The organism is Actinoplanes sp. NPDC049599, from assembly GCF_044465625.1.
Taxonomy (GTDB): domain Bacteria; phylum Actinomycetota; class Actinomycetes; order Mycobacteriales; family Micromonosporaceae; genus Actinoplanes.
The window spans coordinates 359,596-380,062 of record NZ_JBITLX010000007.1; the positions used below are offsets into that span (position 1 = coordinate 359,596).

At 74.7% G+C, this 20,467-nt stretch carries 17 protein-coding genes and 1 pseudogene; 8 read left to right on the plus strand and 10 right to left on the minus strand.

Features of this window, described 5'->3' with window-relative positions; genetic code table 11:
• The first annotated feature begins 247 nt into the window (after positions 1–247).
• On the plus strand, positions 248–793 hold the full coding sequence (locus ACIBQZ_RS16520) for a DUF309 domain-containing protein (protein ID WP_396089469.1): 546 nt from the start codon (positions 248–250) through the stop codon (positions 791–793).
• On the opposite strand, the gene ACIBQZ_RS16525 is transcribed toward ACIBQZ_RS16520, so the two are convergent.
• Positions 766–1,623, minus strand: coding sequence for an NAD(P)H-binding protein (locus tag ACIBQZ_RS16525; RefSeq protein ID WP_396089470.1), 858 nt, complete (start codon positions 1,621–1,623; stop codon positions 766–768). The genes ACIBQZ_RS16520 and ACIBQZ_RS16525 overlap by 28 nt on opposite strands.
• An 88-nt stretch (positions 1,624–1,711) precedes the next feature.
• Between ACIBQZ_RS16525 and ACIBQZ_RS16530 the strand changes: the two genes are divergently transcribed.
• A complete protein-coding gene (locus ACIBQZ_RS16530) occupies positions 1,712–2,398 on the plus strand; it encodes a TetR/AcrR family transcriptional regulator (protein WP_396089472.1) in 687 nt (228 codons plus the stop codon).
• 52 nt (positions 2,399–2,450) lie between these two features.
• Here the strand turns inward: ACIBQZ_RS16530 and ACIBQZ_RS16535 are convergent, their stop codons facing one another.
• The gene (locus ACIBQZ_RS16535; protein ID WP_396089474.1) at positions 2,451–2,933 is read right to left on the minus strand and encodes a LysM peptidoglycan-binding domain-containing protein; all 483 of its coding nucleotides are present in this window, start codon (positions 2,931–2,933) and stop codon (positions 2,451–2,453) included.
• A 27-nt stretch (positions 2,934–2,960) separates the two neighbouring features.
• A complete protein-coding gene (locus ACIBQZ_RS16540) occupies positions 2,961–3,122 on the minus strand; it encodes a hypothetical protein (RefSeq protein ID WP_396089475.1) in 162 nt (53 codons plus the stop codon).
• A 219-nt stretch (positions 3,123–3,341) separates the two neighbouring features.
• Between ACIBQZ_RS16540 and ACIBQZ_RS16545 the strand changes: the two genes are divergently transcribed.
• Both ACIBQZ_RS16545 and ACIBQZ_RS16550 read left to right on the plus strand, forming a co-directional pair.
• Positions 3,342–3,596 (plus strand): hypothetical protein, encoded by a 255-nt coding sequence (locus ACIBQZ_RS16545; RefSeq protein ID WP_396089476.1) that lies wholly within the window; start codon positions 3,342–3,344, stop codon positions 3,594–3,596.
• Positions 3,597–3,705: 109 nt separating this feature from the next.
• Positions 3,706–4,344 carry an SRPBCC family protein gene (locus ACIBQZ_RS16550; RefSeq protein ID WP_396089477.1) on the plus strand — a complete coding sequence of 213 codons (639 nt, stop codon included), beginning with the start codon at positions 3,706–3,708 and terminating at the stop codon, positions 4,342–4,344.
• A gap of 61 nt (positions 4,345–4,405) precedes the next feature.
• Here the strand turns inward: ACIBQZ_RS16550 and ACIBQZ_RS16555 are convergent, their stop codons facing one another.
• From ACIBQZ_RS16555 to ACIBQZ_RS16570, 4 genes are read right to left on the minus strand one after another with little or no spacing between them, the layout of a single operon-like run.
• Positions 4,406–5,590: an ABC transporter permease gene (locus tag ACIBQZ_RS16555; RefSeq protein WP_396089478.1), complete on the minus strand. Its 1,185-nt coding sequence runs from the start codon at positions 5,588–5,590 to the stop codon at positions 4,406–4,408.
• Between the two features lies 1 nt (position 5,591).
• Positions 5,592–6,248, minus strand: coding sequence for an ABC transporter ATP-binding protein (locus ACIBQZ_RS16560; RefSeq protein WP_396089479.1), 657 nt, complete (start codon positions 6,246–6,248; stop codon positions 5,592–5,594).
• Positions 6,245–7,285 carry a peptidoglycan-binding protein gene (locus ACIBQZ_RS16565; RefSeq protein ID WP_396089480.1) on the minus strand — a complete coding sequence of 347 codons (1,041 nt, stop codon included), beginning with the start codon at positions 7,283–7,285 and terminating at the stop codon, positions 6,245–6,247. The genes ACIBQZ_RS16560 and ACIBQZ_RS16565 overlap by 4 nt, the downstream gene beginning before the upstream one ends.
• Complete coding sequence (locus ACIBQZ_RS16570; RefSeq protein ID WP_396089481.1) at positions 7,282–7,830, minus strand: hypothetical protein; 549 nt, start codon at positions 7,828–7,830, stop codon at positions 7,282–7,284. The genes ACIBQZ_RS16565 and ACIBQZ_RS16570 overlap by 4 nt, the downstream gene beginning before the upstream one ends.
• 123 nt (positions 7,831–7,953) lie before the next feature.
• Here ACIBQZ_RS16570 and ACIBQZ_RS16575 point away from each other — a divergent pair, with 123 nt between their 5' ends.
• Positions 7,954–8,610, plus strand: a complete 657-nt coding sequence (locus ACIBQZ_RS16575; RefSeq protein WP_396089482.1) for a response regulator transcription factor — start codon at positions 7,954–7,956, stop codon at positions 8,608–8,610.
• Positions 8,607–9,716, plus strand: a complete 1,110-nt coding sequence (locus ACIBQZ_RS16580) for a sensor histidine kinase (RefSeq protein WP_396089483.1) — start codon at positions 8,607–8,609, stop codon at positions 9,714–9,716. Before ACIBQZ_RS16575 ends, ACIBQZ_RS16580 begins: the two co-directional genes overlap by 4 nt.
• 12 nt (positions 9,717–9,728) lie before the next feature.
• On the opposite strand, the gene ACIBQZ_RS16585 is transcribed toward ACIBQZ_RS16580, so the two are convergent.
• Both ACIBQZ_RS16585 and ACIBQZ_RS16590 read right to left on the minus strand, forming a co-directional pair.
• Entirely contained in the window at positions 9,729–12,827 is a 3,099-nt protein-coding gene (locus tag ACIBQZ_RS16585; protein ID WP_396089484.1) for a hypothetical protein, read from the minus strand.
• An 83-nt stretch (positions 12,828–12,910) separates the two neighbouring features.
• Positions 12,911–18,391 (minus strand): biotin carboxylase N-terminal domain-containing protein, encoded by a 5,481-nt coding sequence (locus ACIBQZ_RS16590; RefSeq protein ID WP_396089485.1) that lies wholly within the window; start codon positions 18,389–18,391, stop codon positions 12,911–12,913.
• 199 nt (positions 18,392–18,590) lie between these two features.
• Between ACIBQZ_RS16590 and ACIBQZ_RS16595 the strand changes: the two genes are divergently transcribed.
• Together ACIBQZ_RS16595 and ACIBQZ_RS16600 are read left to right on the plus strand one after the other, a co-directional pair.
• Positions 18,591–19,343: an MBL fold metallo-hydrolase gene (locus ACIBQZ_RS16595; protein WP_396089486.1), complete on the plus strand. Its 753-nt coding sequence runs from the start codon at positions 18,591–18,593 to the stop codon at positions 19,341–19,343.
• A 6-nt stretch (positions 19,344–19,349) separates the two neighbouring features.
• Positions 19,350–19,993, plus strand: a pseudogene (locus ACIBQZ_RS16600) (SAM-dependent methyltransferase).
• A 13-nt stretch (positions 19,994–20,006) separates the two neighbouring features.
• On the opposite strand, the gene ACIBQZ_RS16605 reads toward ACIBQZ_RS16600, so the two are convergent.
• Positions 20,007–20,467: FG-GAP repeat domain-containing protein (locus tag ACIBQZ_RS16605; RefSeq protein ID WP_396089487.1), on the minus strand; the 461-nt coding region annotated here is incomplete at its 5' end.

Below are 20,467 nucleotides of genomic sequence, written 5' to 3' on the forward strand. Positions count from 1 at the left end.
AGACCCGGCCGGGCCAGAACATTCTGGACCGGCATTCGCCGGGCGTGCGGAAAGGCATCCGACAGGCGCCGCCCGTAACCCCTTTCGCACCGGAGTGACCTGCGGGATCCGGCCCTGGCGCGGCGGGGATTCACCCGGCCGGGCGGCCGGCGACCGATTCGCGGAAATGGCTTTATCACCAGCAATCGCCCGCACCGGCCGGCCCCACCCGCATGCCGGCGGGCCGCGGCTGGGGAAGAATCGGCCCATGGAACCGACCGCGCCGAGCCCCGAGCCCGGCCCACCCACCCTCGGGGCCCGGGACCGGGACGCCGCCGGGCGCCCCCGCAACGCCCGGCCCCGGGACGGCCTCGGCAGACCGCTGCCGAAGGGCATGACCGGCGTGCCCACCACGCCGGACGACCTGATCCTGCCGCCGGCCGAGGCGCTCCGCGAGGCGCAGCGGCTGCTCGACGGCGGGCGGCCGTTCCACGCCCACGAGGTCCTCGAGGCGACCTGGAAGGCGGCCGGGGAGCCCGAGCGGGAGTTCTGGCGGGGCATGGCCCAGCTGGCGGTGGGCCTGACCCACGCCCGGCGGGGCAACACCGCCGGCGCCGCCCGGCTGCTCCGGCGGGCCGCCGACCGGATCGAGCCCTACGCCGCCGCCCCGCCGCACGACGTGCCGGTGACGGCGCTGACGGCCTGGGCGAGGACCACCGCCGACCGGGTCGGCCGCGGCGAGCCCCTGACCGACCAGGCCCTGACCCCGGCACTCACCGACGGGGATCAGCCGGCGAGCGCGCCGCGCAGGTAGTCCTCGATGGTGACCAGGGGACGGCCGAGCAGCTCGCCCAGCGCGGGATCGGCGGGCCCGAAGTCGCCGCGCCGGCTCGCCGCGAACAGCCCGGTCAGCATGTCGGCGACCGGCGCGGGCAGCCCGGCCGCGAGCAGCCCGGCGCGGTACTCCTCGTCCGGCACCACGACGTGCCGGACGGTCCGGCCGGTGAGCGCCGAGGCGATCGCGGCCACCCGGGCCATGTCGACCGCGTCCGGGCCGGTCAGCGGCGGGGTGTGCGCGCCGGACCCACCGTCGGCCAGGATCCGCGCGGCCGCCTCGGCGAGGTCGGCGTGGGCGGTCCAGGCCACCGGCCCGTCCGCCGGCACCCGCAGCTCGCCGGTCTCCAGCGCGTGCCGCAGCAGCATCGGCACCGTCGAGGCGTAGAAGCCGTTGCGCAGCGCGGTGTACGCGGTGCCGGACTCCCGCAGCGCCTCCTCGGTGGCGGCGTGGTCGGGCATCGGCGGGAACGGCGACGACGCGCTCGCGCCCATGTGGCTGGTGTAGACGATCCGCTTCGCGCCCGCCGCGGTGGCGGCCCCGATCGCGGTGCGGTGCCCCCGGACCGCCTCCGCGCCGGTGCTGTTCGCCGAGACGATCAGCACGGTCGTCGCGCCCTCGAAGGCCCGTTCCAGGCTCGCGCGGTCGGTGTAGTCGCCGTGCCGGACCCGGACCCCGCGCTGCTCCAGGCCGGCGAGCTTGCCCGGCTCGCGGGCGCTCACCCCGACCTGCTCCACCGGTACGCGTTCCAGCAGGTTGCGGAGCACGGCGCCGCCGAGCTGCCCACTCACCCCGGTCACGATGATCATGGTCGCCTCCCTCGATTTATCACTGATAACGCCTCTACCATATCAGTGGAATTACCGATGGAAACAAGAGTGCGTTATCGTTGGTGACGTGACACCCGGCGACCTCCGCGAGCGCATCATCACGGCAGCCCTCGACCTGCTCTCCAGGGACGGCGAGGAGGCGGTCTCCACGCGCGCGGTCAGCGCCGCCGCCGGGGTGCAGCCGCCCACCCTCTACCGCTTCTTCGGCGACAAGCAGGGCCTGCTCGACGCCGTCGCGGAGCACGGGTTCCAGCGTTACCTCGCCACCAAGACCGCGGTGCCGTCCTCCGGCGACCCGGTCGAGGACCTGCGCCGCGGCTGGGACCTGCACGTCGACCTGGGCCTGGCAAACCCCGCCCTCTACACGCTCATGTACGGCCGGCTGCGGGCGGACGCCTCCGTGCCGGCGGCCCACCGCGCAGCCGCCGACGTGCTGGCCGGCCACATCCGGCGGATCGCCGAGGCGGGCCGGCTGCGGGTGCCCGAGGCGCTCGCCGCCGCGCTCGTGCACGCCGCCGGTTCCGGCACCACGCTGGCCCTCATCACCACCCCGCCGGAGCAGCGCGAGCCGGCCCTGTCGGCGACCGCCCGGGAGGCGGTCATCGCGGCGATCAGCACCGACCCGCCGGCCGGCCGCGAGCCGGGGCCGGTGACCGCCGCCGTGGCATTGCGTGCCGCGCTGCCCCGGGTGCCGCAGCTCAGCTCCGGCGAGAAGGTGCTGCTCGGCGAGTGGCTCGACCGCATCACCCGCTGACCGGTGGCCGCCGGGCGCGCACCACTGTGCCCGGTGCGCGCCCGGCAACCGGTCATTCCGGCGGCAGCACCAGGACCTGACCGGGGAAGATCCGGTTCGGGTCGCGGATCTCCGCGCGGTTGAGCAGGAAGATCTCGGTCCACCGGCGGGCGTCGCCGAGCTCGGCGTCGGCGATGCCGCTGAGCGTGTCGCCGCGCCGCACCGGGTACGTCCGGGGGGCCTCCGCGTCCCCCAGCACGCCCGCGAAGCGCAGCAGGTCGGCCAGTTCGAAGGTGCCGGGCTCGGCGGCCGGCAGCGACGGCGTCCAGCCCGGCAGCTTGAGGATCGAGTCCTCGCTGCGCCGGACCAGCCCGACCAGCACCTCCGCGACGATGGTGCTGCCCACCGGGCCCAGCCGGTCGCCGCCGTGGTGGTGCGCGGCCTCGGCCAGCAGGTAGTACCAGAGCGGGGTCCGGGTGACGAACCCGCCGGCCTCCCGGGCGTCGGCCTGCTCCTGGCTGCCCGCGGCGGCCAGCACGTCGTCCTTGCCGAGCACCGGCAGGCCGAGCAGCTCGGCGACGGCCTAGCCGGTGGGCAGGCGCAGCCGGTAGCCGCGGAGCAGGTTGCGGACCGCGAGCCGCGCGGCGTCCGGCGGCGTCTCCGGTCGGCCCTCGAGGTTGCGCAGCCCGAACAGCGCCCGGTCACCGGTGGTGGCGAGCGTGGTGTCGATCCGGCGGGTCCTCATCGCGTCCGCGCCGACGATGTTCTCCCACTCGATGATCCAGTTCTCCGGCAGCGTGTCGAAGTCGCCGAGCCCGCCGGAGAGCGCGCTGAAGGTGAACAGCAGCTCCAGGGTGGCCGGGATCTGCCCGAGGTTGAATCCGCTTGAGGAAGTCGTGGATCACGATGTGCTGGTAGTGCCGGGATCGGGCTGTCCTCGCCGGGCCGGTCGGGATCGACCATCGTGGCGCCCAGCACCTTGAGCAGCGCCGGGGTGTTCGCCGCCTGCGGCAGCAGGTTCGCCTCGTCGTCCTGCAGCGTCGGGAACAGGAAGTCGAAGCTGTGCACGTCCACCGGCGCGACGAGCGCGAACGTGACCGGCGACCGGGCGCTGAACACGGCGAGATCCTGCTCGGCTTCGGTGAGATCCTGCTCGGTGGTGACCCGGGAAGGGCAGCCGAACGACAAGGAGCGGGCGCTGCGAGACCCGCCGAACTGACCGACACTCGTCAGGACGTATCTCGCCGACGTTTCAGCCTTGCCTTATATAAGTTGAGGCTGGCATAGTCGAACCGCACCGATCCGCCGACGACCGACAGGGATGAGCCATGAAGGACGTACTCGACGAGCTGACCGCCATGCACCGCGAGCTGGGCCGGGGCAAGCTGCCCGCCGGCGAGGCCTACACGGTGGTGCTGCGGCGCCGGTACGACGCGGAGGTCGAGGACGTCTGGGATGCCCTGACCACCGCCGAGCGGCTGCGGCGCTGGTTCCTGCCGGTCAGCGGGGAGCTGCGGCTGGGCGGCCGCTACCAGTTGGAGGGCAACGCGGGCGGCGAGATCCTGGGCTGCGAGCCGCCCCGGCTGCTGCGGGTGTCGTGGCTCCTCGGCCCGGACGCACCCGAGGGCACCAGCGAGGTCGCGGTGCGGCTGGCGCCCGACCCGGCCGGCGGCACCACCTTCGAGCTGGAGCACGCCGCCGTGATCGAGGAGGAGTTCTTCGGAAAGTACGGCCCGGGCGCCACCGGCGTCGGCTGGGACCTGGGCCTGCTGAGCCTGGGCCGGCACCTGGCCGGGCAGGACATCACGGACCCGGCCGCGTTCGAGGCGTCCCCGGAGGCCCGGGAGCTGTGCCGGCGCAGCGCCCGTGCCTGGGGCGAGGCCCACCTAGCCGCCGGCGGCGACCCGGAGGCGGTGGCGGCGGCCGTCGCCGCCACCACCGCGTTCTACGCACCCGAGCAGGACTGACCGGGGATCCAGCCGGTACTGACGGTGTCCGGCCGGGCGCGGCGGCGCGCCCGGCCGGTCGTCAGGCCGAGGCGAGTGCCTCGGTCGGCGCCAGCCGGGCCGCCCGGATCGCCGGGTAGAGCCCGGCCACCGCGCCGATCATCACGGTCGCGGCCACCCCGCCCAGCAGCACCCAGGCCGGCACCACGGCCGGCCAGGTCCGGGTCGCCGCGTAGAGCGCGGTCACCGCGAAGCCGAGCAGCACTCCCCCGGCCCCGCCGGCCAGCGACAGCAGCAGCGACTCGGCCACGAACTGCACCCGGATCTGGCCCCGGGTCGCACCCAGGGCCCGGCGCAGGCCGATCTCCGCGCGCCGTTCCAGCACCGAGATCACCATCGTGTTGGCGACCCCGATCCCGCCCACCAGCAGGGCCACCGCGCCGAGCCCCAGCAGCAGCTGGGTGAAGGTGCGGTCGGTGGCCTGCCGGGCCCGCAGGGCGTCCGAGGGGCGGGAGACCTTGACCTCGTCCGGGTTCTCCGGGTTCGCGGTCGCCGCGAGCACCTGCCGCACGGCCGTGACCTGCGCGTCGTCCGACCGGGTGTAGACGGTCGTCGGGTGCCCGTCGAAGTCCAGGTACGCCGCCGCGGCCGGCCAGCCGACCAGCGCCGCCGAGTCGAGCTCCGGGGCCAGCGGCACCGGGTCGAGCACGCCGGTGACGGTGAACCACCGGCCGCCCAGGTAGACCGACGGCACCGGGCCCAGCCGCCGGGCCGCCACCGCGCCGAGCACCACGGCCGGGTAGCGCGCGGTCGCCGCGTTGAGCCACGCCCCGGACGCGAGCGTGGCGCCCACCGTCGGCAGCAGGTCGAGCTGGGCCGCCGCCACGGCGAGGCCGCCGGTCTGCGCGGACGGGATCACGTCGGTGCGATACACCGACGTGTCCGGGACCGTGCCGGTCGCGGCCGCCGCGCGCACCGGGCCGATCCGCTCGATCATCTCCACCGAATCGTCCGGCAGGGTCGCGGCGTCGCCGAACATGGTGTTGCCCGGGCCGACCGTCAGCAGGTTCGTACCCAGCGCCGCCAGCGTGCGGTCCAGGTCGGCGCGGCTGGACGCGGAGATGCCGACCACCGCGGTCATCGCCGCGATGCCGATCGCGATGCCGAGCGCCGACAGCACCGCGCGCAGCGGCCGGGCGCGCAGGGCGGACAGGCCGACCCGGATCAGGTCGGCGGCGTGCAGCCGGGCGGGTGCCAGCAGCGTCATGTCAGCTCACCCGCCCGTCGCGCATCGTGATCTGCCGGGGCAGGCCGGCCGCCAGCTCCCGGTCGTGCGTGATCATCAGGACCGTGGTGCCGCCCGCGTGCAGGTCCCGCAGCAGCTCGACCACCCCCGCCCCGGCGACCGAGTCCAGGTTGCCGGTCGGCTCGTCGGCCAGCAGCAGGGCCGGATCGCCGGCCACCGCCCGGGCGATCGCGACCCGCTGCCGTTCGCCGCCGGAGAGCTGGTGCGGCCGGTGCCCGAGCCGGGCGCCCAGGCCGACCCGGTGCAGGGCGGCCTCCGCGCGCCGCTCCCGCTCCTTGCGGGGTACGCCCGCATACAGCAGGCCGTCCGCCACGTTGGCGACGGCGGTGCGGCCCGGGGCGAGGTGGAACTGCTGGAAGACGAAGCCGATCCGGCGCGCCCGCAACGCCGACAGCTGCCGGTCGGACAGCCGGGACACGTCGTGCCCGTCGATCCGGACGGTGCCCGCCGACGGCCGGTCCAGCGTGCCGATCAGGTGCAGCATCGTCGACTTGCCCGAGCCGGACGGGCCGACCACCGCGGCCAGCTCGCCGTACTCCACGGTCAGGTCCACGGCGTCCAGCGCGGTCACACCGCCGGGATAGGACTTCGTCGCGCGGGTCAACTCGATGACGGTCATGACGGCATGCCCACCTGCACGCCGGCGGCGATCCCGGCGCCGGACACCTCGACCCGGCCGTCGGCGAACAGGCCGGTGCGCACCGCGACCACCCGGGTGCCGGCGCCGTCAACGAGCTGCACGCCGTACCCGCCCTCGGCGAGCGCGAGCAGGGCCGGCACCGGGACGGTCAGCACGCCGGGGCGGGTGGCGGCGGTGAACGCGACGCTCACCGCGGCCCGGTCCGGCCCGGCCGGCGAGCCGGTGAACCCGATGGTCACCGCCAGGCTGGTGGACGCCTCCTGCTGACCCTCCGCCGGGGTGACCACGGTCTCCACCCGTTTGATCCGCCCGGTGACCTCCTTGCCGTCCGGCAGCGTCACCCGCACGGCCGCGCCCTTGCGGGCGAGCCGCTGATCCGCGATGTCCAGCTCGACGGTGGCGACCCGGCCGGTGCCGGTGGTGTCCAGCAGGGCGGTGCCGGGTTGCGCGGCGTCGCCCGGCGCGGCGGTACGGCTGTCCACCCGCACCGCGCCCGCCGCGTAGACGATCCGCGCCGGGTCGACGCCGCCGGTCTCGGCGAGCCCGAGATCGTCCTGCCAGTCCCGGACGGCCGCCGCGGTCGCCGACGAGTACGTCCGGTCCACGGTGAAGCCGCGGTAGCCGAGCGCCCGGAGGTTCTTCTCGAACTGCTCGACGTCCCTGCCCGTGTCCCCCGTGGACAGTGTCCGGTACGCGGGAAGGGAGCCGTACAGCAGCACAACCGGGTCGTCGTCGATCCGGTAGAGGGCCCGGCCCCGGCGTACGGTCGCACCCTCCGCCGCCAGCGCCGTCACGGTGCCGGAGAGCCGGGCGGCGTGGCTGGTCGGGTCGCCGTACCCCAACTCGCCGTCGGCGGTCTCGGTGTCGACCAGCGTCTGCCGCCGCACCGCCGCGGTGGCCGGCGGCGTGGACACCTCCGCCTGCTGCGGGGCGTCCGGCAGGCCCACCACGACCGCGGTCGCGGCGCCGGCGGTGAGCGCCACCGCCGCCGCGGCGTATCCCAGCCGGCGGCTCATCCCTCGCTCGCTTCGTTGCTGCCGGCCCGGCCCTGCGGCCGGAACTGCGCGCAGGCCTCGTCGGCCTGGTCGAACGCCGGGTCGCCGGGACCCATGCCGATCTTGTCGCCGTCCAGCCGCACGCTGCCGTCGGCCTGCGGGTCGGGGAAGTCCGGCACTCCGTGCTCGCGCATGCACTGCGCCATCCGCCGGGCCTGTTCCAGCAGCTCCGGGTCGGCCGGGCCGTGGTCACCGCCGCCGGGCGCCCACTGCTTGCAGGCCGCCATCGCCGCGTCGACCTTCGCCTTGTCCGTACCCTTGGGGACCTTGATCTGCAACCCGCCGTCCGGTTTCGGGTCGGGGAACCAGGTCAAGCCCTGCTCGCGCATGCACTGGGAGAACTTCAGCGGCGCGTCCTCGTCCCGGTCGGCGGCCGCGCTCGCGCCGGCACTCGCGGCCGGTGTGCCGCCCGCCGAGGCGACCTGGTCACCGGCCGGCGCCTTCCCGCAGCCGGCCGCCGCCAGGAGCAGCAGCAGCCCGGCCGCGGCCATCGTTCTGGTTCGCATCGTCGTCTCCTCGCCGGCGGCCGGGTGGCCGCCACCGGAAGCAGTGAAGCCCGGCGCGGGTTTCCCGGCCGTCACGGAAAACGATGACGCCCACGTGACGTGACCTTGGGTCACCATGGAGGCATGCGCATCCTGGTGGTCGAGGACGAACCTCTGCTGGCCGACACCGTCGCGGCGGGACTGCGCCTCGACACCCACGCGGTCGACGTGGTCTACGACGGCGCGGCCGCGCTGGAACGCACGGGCGTCCACGACTACGACGTGGTGATCCTCGACCGCGACCTGCCCCTCGTGCCCGGCGACGAGGTGTGCCGGCAGCTCGCCGGGCGGGAATCCACCCCGCGGATCATCATGCTGACCGCGGCGGCGGAGATCGACGACCGGGTGGCCGGGCTGGCCCTGGGCGCCGACGACTACCTGCCCAAGCCGTTCGCGTTCCGGGAGCTGTCCGCCCGGGTCGCGGCGCTGGGCCGCCGGTCGCGGCCGGCCGCGCCGCCGGTGCTGCGCCGGGCCGGGATCAGCCTGGACCCGCACCGGCGGGAGGTGTTCCGGGACGGCCGGTACGTCCCGCTGTCGCGCAAGGAGTTCGCCGTGCTGGCCGAGCTGCTGCGCGCCGACGGCACCGCGGTCTCGGCGGAACAGCTGCTGGAGAAGGCCTGGGACGAGAACGCCGACCCGTTCACCCACGCCGTACGGATGACGATCTTGAAGTTGCGCCGCAAGCTGGGCAACCCGCCGGTGCTGCTCACCGAGCCCGGAGTGGGGTATCGGATCGGATGAGACTGACCGTGCGCGGCCGGCTGACCCTGGTGTACGGCGGCCTGTTCCTGGCCGCCGGCGTCGTCATGCTCGGCGTCACCTACGTGCTGGTGTCCCAGCGGCTGCCCGGCATGGCCGTGCTGCGCGGCAGCAGCGCTGTGAATGTGGCGCAGCCGGAGGTGGGCCGGCCCGACGTGGTCTTCCAGCGGGTCATCGAGGACACCCAGGACGACGCGCTGTCCGCGCTGCTCACCCAGGGTGGCATCGCGCTGCTGGTGGTGGGCGCGGCGGCGATCGCGCTGGGCTGGCTGGTGGCCGGCCGGATGCTGCAGCCGCTGCACCGGATCACCGAGACCGCGCGGCGCATCGCGGAGTCCCCGGCGGCCGACCGCGGGCTGCACGACCGCATCGCCCTGGCCGGGCCGGACGACGAGATCAAGCAGCTCGCGGACACCTTCGACCTGATGCTGACCCGGCTGGACCGCTCCTTCGACGGCCAGCGCCGGTTCATCGCGAACGCGTCGCACGAGCTGCGCACCCCGCTGACCCTGAACCGGACGCTGCTGGAGGTCGCCCTGCGGCAGGATTCGGCGCCGCCGGAGGTCCGCCAGCTCGGCGCCACCCTGCTGGCGATCAACGAGCGGCACGGCCGGCTGATCGACGGCCTGCTGCTGCTGGCCCGCTCGGAGCGGGAGCTGACCGAACGCTCCTACGTGGACCTGGCCGACATCGCCGCGCACGTGAGCGGCCCGGAGATCTGCTGCGAGCCGGCCGAGGCGCCCACCGCCGGCGACCCGGTGCTGCTGGAACGGCTGGTGCAGAACCTGGTCGAGAACGCCGTCCGGCACAACACCCCCGAGGGCTGGGTCCGGGTGGCCACGTACGCCAAGGACGGGCTGGCGGTGCTCGAGGTGAGCAACACCGGGCCGGTCGTCCCCCGCTACGAGGTGGAGGGCCTGTTCGAACCGTTCCGGCGGCTGGGCACCGACCGGCTCGCGGGTCCCGGCGTCGGGCTGGGGCTGTCGATCGTGCGGGCGGTGGCCCGGGCGCACGGCGGGGAGGCCCGCGCGGAGCCCCGGCTCGAGGGCGGCCTCGTCGTGACGGTCACCCTGCCGGCGGCAGCCTAGGCACCGGCCGGCTCAGGCGCACGCCACGGCGCCCCGGGCCCAGGAGCTCAGCCGCGCGGCGGGCGCCTCGTCCACCGCGACCTCGCGCTGGGCGGTCAGGTCCTCGGTCGCCAGCCGGGACAGGGTCCAGGCCAGCGGGGCGGGCAGTCCGGGCGAGGTCCGGGGTCCGATCCGGACGAACCGGCCGGTGGACGCGTCGACGTCGCAGCGGCGGGCGGTGCCGGGCAGCGGTCCGGTGAAGATGCCGGCGGCCTGGCCCTCCATGGCCCGATCGTCCAGCTTGTCCGGGCGCGACTTCGTCGAGGGCGGCACCAGCATCTCGACGGTACGTCCGGGTTCGGTCGGCGCCGCCACCTGGGCGTAGTGGTTGTCGACCTCCAGCAGCACCGGCACGATCGTGGCGCTGCCCGGCACCGCGTTGTGCGCCGCGATCAGCCGTTCGAGCCGGGGCCAGAGGGCCAGCAGCAGGCCGAGGCCGGTGTTGTCCGCGTAACCGCCGTCCACCACCGCGGTGCGCGTCGCGGCGGTCGGCTCCCCCGATCCGTCCGCGGGCGCCTCCGAGCACCGGTACAGCTGCCCGGACGGCGACACGTACGGGAAGCGCGCGGACAGCAGCGCCGCGGTGGCGTAGGAGACCGACCCGGGGCGGCTGCCCTTCTCCGGTCCGCACAGGTAGTCGAGCAGGTCGGAGGTGACGGGTGCGTCCGCCTGCGCCGGCCCGCCCCGCAGGGTCGCGCAGCTGCCCTCGTCCCGGCGCTGCCCCGGGTCGGTCAGCCGCAGACCGCCGACGTTCAGCCGGCAGCCCGTCTCCACGTGGGTGCCGGTGACCATCAGGATCGGGCGGTGCCCGCCCTGGCCCCAGGCGCCGGTCAGGAAGTCGCCGTCGAGCCCGCCGATGTGCGCGGACCAGGCCATCTCCAGCCTGCGGGCCCGGTCCTCGCCGCCGTACCCCAGGTAGACCCGGAACGCGTCCGCGGACAGCAGCCAGGCCAGCGGGTCGGTGAGGAAGTCGGGCCGGGCCAGCTCCTCGTCGTACCAGCGCCCGGCCCGCGGCCCGGCCGGACCGGGGTCGAGCCCGGAGACGTACGCGAGCGCGCCGAGACTGCCGCCGGAGGCGCCGCCGACGGCGAAGATCCGGTCGCTCGGCGCGGCGGCGCAGCCGGGAGCCGCCGGGGCCCGCGCGGCCCCGAAGAGGTCACTCAGGGCCGACCCGGTCCAGTACGCCGCCCGCAACCCGCCGCCGGGCGCGGCGACCAGGATCAGCGGCACCTGTGCCGGCCCGCCGGACGGCTGCGCGGCGGCACAGTTGCCCGCCACCCATTCCTGGAACGCGGCGTCCAGGCTCACGCCGCTGCGCAGCCCGTCGGCCCCGACCAGCCCGGCGGGCAGGTCGGGCGCGCGGTGCACCGCGTGCGCGGAGCCGTCGCTGAACCGGTAGCTGGCCAGGACGAACACCAGCACGAGCAGCGCGGCGACCGGCACCCGGGTGAGGCCGACGGCGAGCAGGCCGGGCGGCGCGGTGTGCGTCTCCGACCAGCGCTGCGCCTCGCCGAGCAGCAGCATGACCGCGGCGAGATACATCGGCACCACCACGAACGCGGTGACCAGGGGCTGCCGGGTGAAGGCGCCGAGGAACGTGCCGGCGGTGGCCAGGGTGATCAGGACGCAGCCCACCAGGTATTTGCGTTCCAGGCCGGCCGGGCGGCGTTCGCTGTCGCCGTCCCAGGCCCGCAGCAGCAGCCAGCCGCCCAGCGCCACCGCGGGAGCGCCGACCGCGCCGGCCACGGCGAGGAGCAACGCCGGCACCCACCGGCCGGCCCGGTCCGCGCCGGACAGCGACAGGACGAGCGGGACCGGCGCGTACGCGACCGCGGTCAGCACCAGCAGGGCCACCGGCGCGGCGACCGCCAGCGTCCGGGCCACCAGCCGGGCGGAGCTCAGCCGCTGGTCCCGCGGCGCCCGCGCGTCCCGGGCGCGGCTCCTCGCGGCCTCGGCCATGGTGGCCTGCTGATCGCGCCCCACGGTCATCGGCCGGGCGTTCCACAACAGCCCCAGCAGCAGGATCGCGACCGCCACCACGGTGACCGCGCCCAGCGACCGCCAGCCGGAGAGCCAGGCGGCGACCGCGGTCACGGCCGCCGCGGCCAGCAGCACGCGCCGCCAGGGCACGTCCCCGGCGGCCCGGCTGGTCTGATCGGCCAGCACCACCCGGCGGGCGGTCAGCCAGGTGGCGAACCCCAGCAGGCCGGCGGCCAGCAGGGCGAGGACGCCGGCGACGGCGTTCACCGGGTCGTTCAGCCACCGCCGGGCGAGGTCGATGGCCTGCCCGGTGGGGTCGACGAGCAGCACCGCGACGTACAGGACGGTGGCCAGCACCGCGACCCGCAGCCGCCACAGCGCCCACCCGACGCCGCGCCACCAGGTGCCCGGGATGCCGCTGTCCAGCAGCAGCACCAGCAGCAGCACCACGCAGATCGCGAACAGCAGCAGCTTGAGGGTGGTCGGGACCCAGGAGGCCCAGATGAGCCAGCCGGGCACCGCGGCGCCGTCGACCGTCCGGAGCACGATGACCAGGCGCACCAGGTTCTCGACCGCGTCGCAGGCCGCCAGCACCAGCGGCAGCAGCCACCAGCGCGGCCACCACGCCCAGTGGCGCAGCCGGTTGGGCCCGCTGGTGTCGCGGCGCTGCTGGCACCCGGGCAGCGCGCGCAGCCACCGCCAGACCAGCACGACGAGCGCCGCGTAGACGACCAGGAACACCATGTCCAGGTAGGTGTAGGTCACCGCGGTGCGGGCGATGAGCGTACGGGTGCCCGCCGACCCGGCGGCCGCCTCGCGCCACACCTCCAGCAGCGCCTGGGTCCGCGCGACGAAGTCGGTGGTGAGCCCGCCGCCCACCGACTCCATGCCCCCGTAGGAGTTGCCCGAGGTGAGCTGGACCTGCGCCAGCAACGCGCCGATGCTGCGCAGGACCAGCAGCAGCGTGAGCGCGAGGACCGCCAGGGTCAGCACCCACGGCAGCGGCCCGCCCCACCGCGGCGCCGGGGCGGTGGCCCGGTGCCCGGTCGGCTGGTCGGCGGCGGGACGGTGGGTGGCCGGCGCGTCGGGCATGGCGGCCTCCTTGCCTCAGCGGTCACCGTGGCACCGCCCGGCACGCCGGCACAATCGGGCAGCCGACAGACCGCCCGCCCCGGTCAGCGCTTCATGCCGTGCTCGATCGCCTCGATGATCCGGGGGCGCAGCTCGGCGGCGCTGATGATGGTGTCCACCGAGCCCACCTCGACCGCGCGCTGGATGCTGTGCACCCGGTCGAACTCCGCCGCGACCTCGCCCAGCTTCTCCGACCGGACCGCCGGCTGCACCTCCGCGAGCTGGGCGGTCAGGGCCGCCCGCGCGGCGCCGCTGGCCCCCGAGATGCGCGCCTGCAGGTCGGTCACCCGCGGGTCGGTCGCGGTGCGGGTGTTCACCTCGCCGGAGAACACCACGGCCGCCGCCGGGGCGCCGCCGAGCACCGAGGCGAACGAGCCCTCCAGCGCCAGCACCGTCATGTTCGGGTTCAGCGCCTTGGAGAACACCACGAACGCGCCGCCGTGGTAGCGCGAGATCACGCAGAACACGATGGGGCCGACGAAGTTGACGATCGCCCGGCCGATCTCGGCGCCGTACTCCAGCTGGAGCTTGCGCATCGACTCCGGCGAACCGTCGAAGCCGGACAGGTTCGCCAGCACCACCAGCGGGCGGTTGCCGGAGGCCGCGTTGATCGCCCGGGCGGTCTTCTTCGACGAGCGCGGGAACAGCGTGCCCGCGGTGTAGGTGTCCGGGCCGTCGGTGGGCGGGAAGCCGCGCCGCGGCACCGACCGCGACTCGATGCCGACCAGGCAGACCGGCCAGCCGCCGAGGTGCGCGTCCTGCACCACGGAGGTGTCCGCGTCGGCCATGCCGGCCCAGCGCTCCAGCACCGGGTGGTCCTGGTCGGACAGCGCGCGCATCACCGTACGGATGTCGAACGGCTTCTTGCGGTCCGGGTTGTGGCTGGTCGAGAAGATCTCGCCGACGGTGCTGAAGTCGCTGCCGGCCAGCGTGTGCGGGAAGTCCGACACGTCGCGGCCGGCCGGGTCGGTGGTGTGTGCCTGGCGCGGCGCCGTCTCGCCGGGTGCGACGTACGTGTGGTCGTAGTGCGCCATCAGCACCTCGCGGGCGGCCGGCAGGCTGGGCGCCCAGTACTGCGCCTGGCCGTTCGGGCCCATCACCCGGTCGTAGCCGCCGATGCCGTAGTTGTCCTCGGCCGACACGCCGCCGGAGAAGTCCAGCGACTGCTTGCCGGTCAGCACCATGGCCGAGTCCGGCGTCATCACCAGGATGCCCTTGGTGTGCATGAGCATCGTCGCCTCGGCGTTCCAGTACGGCTGCGCGCCCACGTTGATCCCCGCGACCACGATGTTGATCTCGCCGCCGGCCTGGGTGAACGTGACGATCCGCTTGAGCGCCGCGGCCACCCAGTCCATGTTCTCGGTGCCCGAGGACATCGAGATCCGGGCGCCCGCCGACAGCGCGAACCACTCCAGCGGCACCCGCATCCGCTCGGCCAGGTCGAGGGCGGCGATCACCCGCGAGCACTCCGGCTCCGACAGCGCGCCCAGCGCCTTGGTCGGGTCGCCGAGCAGCACGACCCGGGTGACACCCTCGGGATACCGCTCGGTGGGCGTGGTGACCACCCCCGCCACCAGCGCCGCGGCGTTCTTCCCCCTGGGCCGGTCGACGGGCACGAGCACCCCGCCGGCGTCGAGGTCGTGCTCGACGAAACTGCCCCGCGCCCCGGCGAGCAGCCCGGTCAGCTCGTACGGGTAGATGTTGCCGCGCCGGGCCGCCCGCAGCACCTTCTGCCGGTAGTCGTCCAGCGGCCGGACCGGCTCGGTAGAGGGCTTGTCGACGTGCAGCTGCGCGCCGTTGCCCGGGTCCAGGGTGATCCGGACGGCCACCTCGGTCAGCTCGCCGGCGGCGTTGCGCTGGCGGGCCACGAACTGGACCTCCTCCAGCCCGGCGCCCGCCGAGGTCGGCAGGATGCGCTGGACCAGCGCGTTCAGCTCGTCGCTGGTCAGCTCGGTGGCCGGCCAGACGTACATCATGATCCGGTTGGTGTCGAAGCGCTTGTTCTGCGGCCGCTGCGCCTGGATGTTGCGGATCGCGTCCAGGCCAGCGGTGATCGCGTCCTCGACCGCGGGCAGCGCGACCAGCCGGCCGTCGGACTCGCGCAGCGGGGTCAGGTCGCGGACCTGGCCCATCGCGATCAGCCGCTCGTCGGCCGGGTTGCTCTTGGCGACGGCCTTGAACAGGTAGATCTCCTCGTCCGCCGACGGCAGCCGGGTGAGGTCGAACTCGCGCAGCCGCTGCAGCTGGAGGCGCTGGGCGATCTGCGGGTGCAGGCCGCGGATCAGCCGGTCCTCGGCGAAGCCGGCGCCGTCGGGCCGGAAGGTGAAGTGGTGGTGCATCACCGCGCCGCTGGTGCCGGCCACGGTGGTGGTGATCCGCCGGACCCCGGCCGGCAGCGGGTGCTCGGTGAGCAGCCCGGCCAGCCGTACGGCCATCGCGTCGGCGTCCGGCTGGTCCTCCCAGGTGACGTAGAGGTCGGCGACCAGCCCGCGCTCGGCCACGTCGGCGGCGAGCGTGGCCACCGCGCCCAGCGCGTCGGGCAGCGCGGTGATGTCGACGGCGGTGGTGACCACCCGCGTCACGCCGTGCGGGCCGGTGTGCTCGGCGGTGACGAACCCGCAGCCCACGACCTCCCGCGCGGTGACCCGGGCCAGCCCGCGGTTGCCGTAGTAGCGGCGGGTCAGCACCTCCAGCAGCGGGGCGTGGTCGCGGCCGGGGCGGCCCATCCGCTGGCCGATGAGCCGCACCAGCGGCTCGGCGCTGGCCACCATGGCCTGGATCCGGTCGGCGCGGTCCGGCGCGTCCGGCTCGCGGTCCAGGTGGCGCAACTCCTCGCGGACCGCGGCGTAGACCTTGGCCCGGTTGCGCCGCAGCAGCGGCTGGACGAACCAGCGGAACACCACCCCGCGGGCCAGGTCGGCCACCGCGGGGAAGCGCACCTGGGTGGCCTCGACCAGGTGCTCCAGGGTGAGCCCGGCGCGCTCGCTGAGCGACTCCACCGGCGGCGGGCCGGTCAGCCACTGCCGGAGCAGCTCGGAGACCACCGCGGCGTCGCTGCCCATCCGCTGCTGGGCCAGGAAGATCCGGAACACCGCGGCCTCGAGCTCCGGGGTGCGGTCCAGGTCGGTGACGCCGTAGTGGCCGAGCATCTGGGTCAGCTTGGCCTGGAACGCCTCGGTGACCCCGGCCCGTTCCACGTCGAGGCTCTGCAGGTAGCTGTGGAAGTACTCGCGCGGGCTGTGCACCGGGCTGCCCGGCTCGACCTCCAGGTCGCCGGCCGGCTTGTTGCGGCTCAGCTCGGACAGGTCGGCGAAGACGCTCAGCAGGTCCAGCTCGCCCGGCAGCGGCCGGCCGTCCAGCTCGGCCCGGGCGGCCAGGTAGCGGGACAGCACGCGCTTGCGGTCCTGCTGGTCGACGTCGAAGCCGAGCAGCAGGCTGCGCAGGTCCTGCAGGCCGTGCGCGGCCCGGACGGCGGCGGACACGCCCGCGGGCTCGGCGGGCAGGTCGATCTCGACGGTCTCGCCGGGGCCGGCGGCCTCCTCCTCCGCGTCGTCGGCGAGCGGCTCCAGGCGCATCAGCGGCGTGCCGGTCTCCACCTGGCTGCCCACCGACACCGGGCACTCGCGCACCCGGGCCCGGAACGGCGCGCGCAGCACCGTCTCCATCTTCATGCTCTCCAGCACCAGGATCGGCGCGCCGGAGGCCACCTCGTCGCCGACCGCCAGCGGCGTCGCCACCACCAGCGCGGGCGCGGGCGAGCGGACCACGCCGCCCTCGTCGCGGCTGATCCGGTGGGTCACGCCGTCGACCTCGACCAGGTGGATCGGCCCGTGGGTGGCCGACACCAGCCGGAAGCGGTGCCCGTTGACGACCACCCGGCCGCTGTGCGCGTCGAACCGCTCGATCTCGACGTCCGCCGGGTGTGCGTCGCCGCCGCCGGAGATGCCGACCCGGAACCGCTGCTGCCCGACCCGGGCGACGCTCACCCGGTAGCCGACGCCGCGGAGCTTGAGGTCCAGCGGCCGGCTCTCGTGCTGCACCTGCGGGCGCCCGCCGTGCGCGGTGGCCAGCAGCCGCTGCCGGCTGATCTCCTCCTCGTCCTGGTACGCCTCGATCGCGGCCGCCGCCAGGGCGATCGCCGAGTGCCGGTGGCTGACCAGCCGGCCCTGCGCGCGGACCCGGTCGATCCAGCCGGTGTCGGCGCTGGCGTCGATCACCTCGGGCTGGTCCAGCAGGTCGAGCACGAAGCTCTTGTTGGTGGTGCCGCCCTCGATGATCACGGTGGTCTCGGCCAGCGCGCGGCGCAGCCGGCCCAGCGCCTCACCGCGGTCCCGGCCGTACGCGATGATCTTCGCGATCATCGAGTCGAAGTCGGCCGGGATGGTGTCGCCCTCGCTGACCCCGGTGTCGACCCGGATGCCGGGGCCGGTGGGCAGCACCAGGCGCGCGATCCGCCCGGGTGAGGGGGCGAAGTCGCGGTCCGGGTCCTCGGCGTTCAGCCGGGCCTCGACGGCGTGCCCGGCCTCGGCCGGCTGGGCGCCGGTCAGCGTGCCGCCCGCCGCCACGTGCAGCTGGAGCCGGACCAGGTCGGTGCCGGTGGTGATCTCGGTGATCGGGTGCTCCACCTGGAGCCGGGTGTTGACCTCGAGGAAGGCGAACAGCTTGTCGCCGGGGTGGTAGAGGAACTCCACCGTGCAGGCGCCGCGGTAGCCGACCGCGACGGCGAGCCGCTCGGCGGATGCCTTCAGCTCCGCGGTCTGCTCCGGCGCCAGGACGGGGGACGCGGACTCCTCGATGATCTTCTGGTTGCGCCGCTGCACCGAGCAGTCGCGCACGCCCAGCGCCCACGCCGTGCCCTGGCCGTCGGCGATGACCTGCACCTCGACGTGCCGGGCGCCGGTGACCAGACGCTCCAGGAAGACCACGCCGGAGCCGAACGCCCGCAGCGCCTCCTGGCTGGTGCGCTCGTACGCGTCGGCCAGGTCCGCACCCGAGGCGACCATCCGGATGCCGCGCCCGCCGCCGCCCGCGGTGGCCTTGAGCATCAGCGGGTAGCCGATCGCGTCACCGGCCCGCAGGGCGTCGGCGAGGGTGGCCACCTCGCCGCGGCTCCACGGCGCGACCGGGACGCCGACCTCCTCGGCGATCAGCTTCGCGCCGATCTTGTCGCCGAGCTTGCGCATCGCCTCCGGGCTCGGCCCGACGAAGGTGACGCCGATCTTCTCGCACAGCTCGGCGAACGCCGGGTCCTCGGCGACGAAGCCCCAGCCGACCCACGCGGCGTCGGCGCCGGTCTCCACCAGCGCCCGCTCCAGGACGGCCAGGTCCAGGTAGGGACGGGCCGAGGCCGGGCCCAGCGGGTACGCGATGTCCGCCTCGCGGACGAAGGTCGAGGTGCGGTCGGCGTCGGTGTAGAGGGCGACCGTCTCGATCCGCGCCCCGGTTTCCGCCGAAAGGTCCCGGACGGCGTGGATGAGCCGCATCGCGGCCTCTCCACGGTTGACGATGGCGACACGACTGAACACCGGCTGAGCCTCCCGAGACCTACGCACAGCAGGCGACGTCCGGGTCTCGGAGCGTCGCCTGCACCTGATCTACAGACTGCGGGATTACCGGTGGGTAAACCAATGCCGGGAACGCGCACGCCGGAGCCGCTGTTTTGTGGGAACCCTACAAAGACACTTGGTTACACCGGGCAGACCGCCGCGGACGGATAATCCAGGGATGAGGGACCTGATGATGACCCGCCGCCGGCTGCTGGTGTCCGCAGGCGCCGGAGTGCTCGGCGTGACCGTCCTGAACACCGTCACGGGCTGCTCGAAGTCCACCGATCCGGGTGCCGTGGAGACCCCCGCTCCCGGCCCGGCCTCTTCCGCCGGCGGCGCGGTCGCCGGCGGCTGGAGCCGGGTCGACCTCTCGTTCGTCTCGGCCTACCTGCTGATCCGCGGCAGCGAGGCGGCCGTGGTCGACCTCGGCACCGAGGGCTCGGCCGACGCGATCGGGGCCGGCCTGGCGGCCGCCGGCAGCGGCTGGGGCGCCGTCCGGCACGTCGTGCTCACCCACAAGCACCCCGACCACGCGGGCGGCCTGGCCGGCGTCGAGCCGCAGGTCAAGGCCACGTTCTACACCGGAGCGGCGGACGTCGCGGAGGTGAGCGCGACGCGGCCGCTGACCCCCCTGAAGGACGGCGACGAGGTGTTCGGCCTGCGGATCGTCGGCACCCCCGGGCACACCGCCGGGCACGTGGCCGTCTTCGATCCGGCCACCGGCACGCTGGTGGCCGGGGACGCGCTGCGCACCACCGACACGCTCGTCGGCCCCGATCCGCAGTACACCGACGACATGACCCAGGCGGCCGCCTCGGTCCGCAAGCTGGCCACCCTCGACGTCCGGACCATCCTGCCCGGTCACGGCGCTCCCCTGACCAGCGGCGCCGCGGCGGCGCTGAGCAGGCTCGCCGCCTCCCTGAAAGGTTGATGCCCCGTGCCCGAGCCGGTCGACACGAGCGTGCCGCAGACAGCCCGGATCTGGAACTACTGGCTGGGCGGGACGGACAACTTCCCGGTGGACCGGGAGGTGGGTGATCAGATCCGGGAGGCGTACCCGCAGATCGTCGAGAACGCCCGGGCGTCCCGGGCCTTCCTGGTGCGGGCGGTCGGCCACGTCACCACCGAGGCGGGGATCCGGCAGTTCCTGGACGTCGGCAGCGGTCTGCCCACCGTGGACAACACCCACGAGGTGGCCCAGCGCCGGTGCTCGCCGAGGCTGCCCGCACGCTGGACCTCACGCGGCCGGTGGCGCTGATCATGTCCGGCATCCTGGGCCACGTCACCGACGACGACGAGGCCGTCACGCTGGTCGGGGAGTACCTGGCCGCGCTCGCCCCGGGCAGCTACCTGATCGCCCTGGACGGCTCCCGCAGTCAACGGCACGGCGAGGCGGAACGGATCTGGAACGAGCAGGCCAACCCGCCGTACGTGCTGCGCAGCCGCGCCCAGTTCAGCCGGTTCTTCGAGGGGCTGGAGCTGGTCGAGCCGGGGGTGACTCCGGCGCCGCAGTGGCGACCGGAGTCGGCGGACGCTCCCCCGCTCGAGGTGATCTGCGCGGTCGGCCGCAAGGGCCGGTGAGGCCGCGCCGCCCCTACCAGCCGTTGCCGATCTCGAACCGGCCCAGGCTGCTGTAACCCCGGGTCCCCTGACCCGGGTACAGCCACAACCTGCCGGTCCCGTTGTCGCGGGCCACGATGTCCTGGCTGCCGTCGCGGTCGTAGTCTGCGACATCGGCGAAGGTCATCGCATTCCAGCCGTTGCCGATCTCGAACCGGCCGAGGCTGCTGTAACCCCGCGTCGACTGACCCGGATACAGCCACAACCTGCCCGTCCCGTTGTCCCGGGCCACGATGTCCTGCCGGCCGTCCCGGTCGTAATCCGCCACGCCCGCGAACGTCATCGCATTCCAGCCGTTGCCGATCTCGAACCGCCCGAGGCTGCTGTAACCCCGCGTCGACTGACCCGGATACAGCCACAACCTGCCCGTCCCGTTGTCCCGGGCCACGATGTCCTGCCGGCCGTCCCGGTCGTAATCCGCCACGCCCGCGAACG